The 4,135-nt window shown below is 33.0% G+C and carries 7 protein-coding genes and 2 pseudogenes; 2 read left to right on the top strand and 7 right to left on the bottom strand.

Going from position 1 to position 4,135, the window contains the following annotated elements; translation table 11 throughout:
• Nucleotides 1-124: 124 nt before the first annotated feature.
• Together FTV27_RS16775 and FTV27_RS16780 are read left to right on the top strand one after the other, a co-directional pair.
• Nucleotides 125-574, top strand: a pseudogene (locus tag FTV27_RS16775) (lipocalin family protein); the annotation flags it as partial.
• Nucleotides 575-749: 175 nt separating this feature from the next.
• A complete protein-coding gene (locus tag FTV27_RS16780; protein WP_078193451.1) occupies nucleotides 750-983 on the top strand; it encodes a DUF2171 domain-containing protein in 234 nt (77 codons plus the stop codon).
• 325 nt (nucleotides 984-1,308) lie between these two features.
• Here the strand turns inward: FTV27_RS16780 and FTV27_RS16785 are convergent, their stop codons facing one another.
• The 7 genes and pseudogenes from FTV27_RS16785 to FTV27_RS17290 form a co-directional block, all read right to left on the bottom strand.
• Entirely contained in the window at nucleotides 1,309-1,446 is a 138-nt protein-coding gene (locus FTV27_RS16785) for a hypothetical protein (protein WP_180023748.1), read from the bottom strand.
• A 299-nt stretch (nucleotides 1,447-1,745) separates the two neighbouring features.
• The gene (locus tag FTV27_RS16790) at nucleotides 1,746-1,955 is read right to left on the bottom strand and encodes a cold-shock protein (protein WP_111883687.1); all 210 of its coding nucleotides are present in this window, start codon (nucleotides 1,953-1,955) and stop codon (nucleotides 1,746-1,748) included.
• Between the two features lie 367 nt (nucleotides 1,956-2,322).
• Nucleotides 2,323-2,592: a hypothetical protein gene (locus FTV27_RS16795; RefSeq protein WP_078193453.1), complete on the bottom strand. Its 270-nt coding sequence runs from the start codon at nucleotides 2,590-2,592 to the stop codon at nucleotides 2,323-2,325.
• Nucleotides 2,593-2,698: 106 nt separating this feature from the next.
• Nucleotides 2,699-3,106 (bottom strand): hypothetical protein, encoded by a 408-nt coding sequence (locus FTV27_RS16800; RefSeq protein WP_180079326.1) that lies wholly within the window; start codon nucleotides 3,104-3,106, stop codon nucleotides 2,699-2,701.
• 54 nt (nucleotides 3,107-3,160) lie between these two features.
• Nucleotides 3,161-3,373, bottom strand: a complete 213-nt coding sequence (locus FTV27_RS16805; RefSeq protein WP_180079327.1) for a hypothetical protein — start codon at nucleotides 3,371-3,373, stop codon at nucleotides 3,161-3,163.
• Nucleotides 3,374-3,376: 3 nt separating this feature from the next.
• On the bottom strand, nucleotides 3,377-3,592 hold the full coding sequence (locus tag FTV27_RS16810; protein WP_180079328.1) for a cold-shock protein: 216 nt from the start codon (nucleotides 3,590-3,592) through the stop codon (nucleotides 3,377-3,379).
• A gap of 123 nt (nucleotides 3,593-3,715) precedes the next feature.
• Nucleotides 3,716-3,936: pseudogene (locus tag FTV27_RS17290) on the bottom strand (transposase).
• Nucleotides 3,937-4,135: the final 199 nt, after the last annotated feature.

Here is a 4,135-nt window from a genome sequence, read left to right on the forward strand (position 1 = left end):
TGGCTTTTATGGCTTCAGCTTTAAATTCTGCGGTGTAAGTCTTCTGTTTCTTGCTCATGGTAAACTCCTAATGAGTATGTATAGTTTACCAAGTTAAACCCTCCTGTTTTTTAAGCACACATCAGTAGATTTAAATAAATATCTTGGTACATGGCATGAAATTGCACGTAAGCCGCTATATTTCCAGAACAAATGTGATTACAACGTCACTGCTAAATATTCTTTAAATGAAAATGGTAACGTGAAAGTATATAATAGTTGCTATAGTGCAGACGGCAAACTTAACCAATCAATTGGTGAAGCATATGTTCAGAATGCGCCAGCCAACTCGAAACTTAAAGTGAGCTTTTTACCAAAAGCAATTCGTTGGTTGCCAGTAGGCCGTGGTGATTATTGGGTTCTAAAAATTGATGATGACTATCAAACTGCATTAGTTGGGTCACCAAATAAAAAATATCTTTGGGTACTCAGCAGAACTGCTAACCCTGACCAGGCCACAGTTGATGAATACTTAGATTATGCAAAATCCATCGGTTTTGATTTATCAGATCTGATTAAGACTAAGCATAAGTAATAATCCAATAAGTCCCCATCATGGGGACTTATTTCTAAATAATACAATGTAATTTATCTGGCCATGAACGTAAGAATATAAGGCCCTTTGTATCCCTTCTATTTCAATCCCTGATATCAGCGTCTATTTACGATAGGCTGAATGCTCACTCACATTGAAATAGGATAATATTCTAATGACTACTATTAATGTTGAAAATATTAAGAGCCATGCAGATGTAATTGCTTCATGTGGGACTAAAGTTGGTGAAGTAGACCACTTGCAAGGTTCGGATCAAATTAAACTGACTAAGCATGGTGATGGTCATCACCACTTAATTCCAGTTTCATGGGTTGGTGAAATTACAGACAATAAAATTGTACTGACTAAAGACTCTCAAGAAGTTAAAGATAATTGGATTGAAGCTTAAAACCCTAATCCAAAAAAACCCTCTTAATGAGGGTTTTTTCATATCTGCTGTAATAATCATTCGAGTAAGTTAGTCTTTATCTAATGTGTGAGGTGTTGTCGTCTCTTCATTTTCATTACTGTCTTTTTGCTGGCAACCTACCAGCCCAATTACTAGTACTACGCTTATAATTGCTAACGCTTTCATACTTAGGCCTATATATTTGCTAAACCTCTACACTAACAAAGTATGACGGTTACTGTGTAAATTTATGAAATATCATTTATGAGATAAATAATAAGAAAGTCTTTAAATAAAGTTTTTCATATATTAATGATTGTCTAGATTATGAAGTTATCCCTACATTCAAATAATTATCTTTCACCCAGGCCAATAATTCTTGTGCTGCTGCAAGACGTATGGCGTCTTTTTCCTCGGCCTGATCAATCAGATCTGAAGGTGGGAATGGTCTAAAGTATTCCATAAGTTTAGCTCCTATTATTGAGCGTGACTTAATCCTGCTCTAGCTTTGACGATGATTTTTTGAATTTCTTCCCGTCGTTGTTTCTTCTTTTCATGGTAAATCCACACAGAAGAAATCAACACACTTATAATTAGTCCGCCAATCAGTACTTGTAGTCTTGTAAAGATCATTTTTATTGCTCTTATCATGAAGTTTTCATTTTTAATTAAGCATTTAAATATTAAAACTTAATGGCAATTAATGACAAAAACCCGCCTTTGAAAGACGGGTCAATACATAATATGTTGAGTAAATATTTTTTAGAGAATTTGGATATTGCTGGCTTGCTTGCCTTTCTTACCATTCGTAATTTCAAACATTACACGCTGACCTTCCTCTAGTACTTTATAGCCATCGATTCGTACTTCACTATAGTGTGCAAATAATTCTTCACCAGTATCGGAAGCAATAAATCCAAAACCTTTTGTACCGTTGAACCACTTCACTGTACCGTTTGTTAAATTAGACATTCATATTCCCTTTAAGTAATTATCAGTTTAGAAATTGCTGTAAATATTGATTAATTAACAAGCATATTCAATATAACCAATAATCCTTAAATATGAGGATACAACTGTTAGATCTATGTGAATCAAGTTCTTGTTTTATTTCGCAATTACGCACAAAAGTGATAAATTTCTCTCATATTAAGGTAATAATCAGATATAGATTGTAATATTCGATCATTCACACTTTCCATAAATTGAATGAAAAAAGCCCCACATATACATGTGGGGCTTCACCCAATTCATTTGCGCTGATATGAGCCAGTAAATTATAAAGCACTTTAATCAAAATATGCATTCAAAATATATCTTTAAAGCTAATTAATATAAACTATCGATTCAACTGCGTGTATGCCCATTTTAAAAATTTATCTTTATCATGAAAGTTTGGTACATTGATTAAGTGAATAAAACTCACTGCTCCAAATTTACCCGCAATCTTTTTAGGATCAACAATTTCAAAATCATTGTCATTACCTAAATTCAGTTCTTTAAAAAACTCAAGAACCTTGTTATGCAAACCTTGCTGTGAATGTTCAGTTCGCTCTATTAGAAAATCATAAATCTGGCTTAAAACATGTAATTCAAAATTTTTATTCATGACTTTCTTCTCATAATTGTTAAGGTTGAAATCCAAAACTAACGGATATTATGAGAAAGTTAAAGTAATCAAACATCCTGAAACAATAAGCTTTGAAATATCTAACTTATAATAATTCATCTTTTTTTAAAGCTTTTAACCAGACCGTTGCACGCCCCATATTGATATCAGCTAATTCAAACCTGTGAAATCGATATCCCAATTCTTCAGCATGGTCATAACGATCCATATTCCAAGCCTTCGTTGCAAGTTTGCCTTTACGACCTCCAGACCATGGACCAGTTGCTATTTCAATTAGCATGCGATGTTCGATGAGGTGTAAATCAAAACGCCAATGTTTGGTACTTTTGAAATGAAAGTACTCCTCATACTTCATTTCCATCCGGTCTAATATTTCTTTTAACCTCTCGAATGCTTCAAAGTATTTTTCACTGGCTTTAGGTAATGGCCTGGTGCGTGGTTTCTTTTTGGGAGGTATCTTTTTGGTTAGCGCTTTATATACATCAGGCTCCATATTTCACCCAATAAAAAACCTCCCGGAGGAGGTTAATTTAATTGCATGTAAAAATTAAAATAACTTAAATATTTTTCCAGTTTTATTACTGTAAAAATGCATATCAAAGCTAGGCTTAATTATCTCATCATCAATATTTAAATATCGGACGCAATCACCATAACTATTTGGCTCATCAGAGGATTTTTCGCACATAGCTTCTAGTGTATAGACAGCGCCATGTTGATCAACCACATCTAACATTACTTTGTTAAATAAAGTTTCCATGTATTAGCCATCAATCCCAACGATTTCACTCGCTTGGAAACCACGTTGACCTTTTGATACGCTAAACTGTACACGCCGACCTTCAGCAAGTGATTTAAAACCACCTGAAATGATTTGAGAAAAATGAGCAAAAACTTCTTCGCCATTATCAGCCGCGATGAAACCGAAGCCTTTAGTATCGTTAAACCACTTAACAGTACCTGTAGTTAAATTTGACATAATAATTTCCTTTAATAATATTTAATTTAGAGTTCTTCAAAAATTAAGAAAATAAATAGTTAATCTATAAATAATTTAATTAAAAAATTTAGCTCTAAACTGTTTAGGTTTGAGAGTGAATGTTTAAAAATACAATTTATATAGTTTATTTAGTTCAGTATAAAAAGATTTACCATCAATATTTAAAGTTAGCTTTTGTCCTGACTCTAGGACAACTTGTTTAGCAACTTCAACTAAAGTTTTACCATTCAAATTGCTTTGAATTTTTTTAACGGAATAATATTCACACGAATTTCATCGCCGTTAGTTGCTGAAGCAGTAGTCCAGCCGTTAGATATGTTCATTTATTGACTCATATAATGAGCTTTTGTAAACAGAATAGTATTAAAAATAAAACCAACTTTAATTTTGGAGATTAGAGGTGGATCAGGAAATTTGAACAACACTTATAAGTGATATTTTGCTCCCCAAATGATGTTATAAACATCAATATATGGAGTATTTTATGGCACGTAGACCAAGAAGAAATCATTCAAACGACTT

Source organism: Acinetobacter sp. YH12251, from assembly GCF_013417465.1.
Lineage (GTDB): Bacteria > Pseudomonadota > Gammaproteobacteria > Pseudomonadales > Moraxellaceae > Acinetobacter > Acinetobacter amyesii.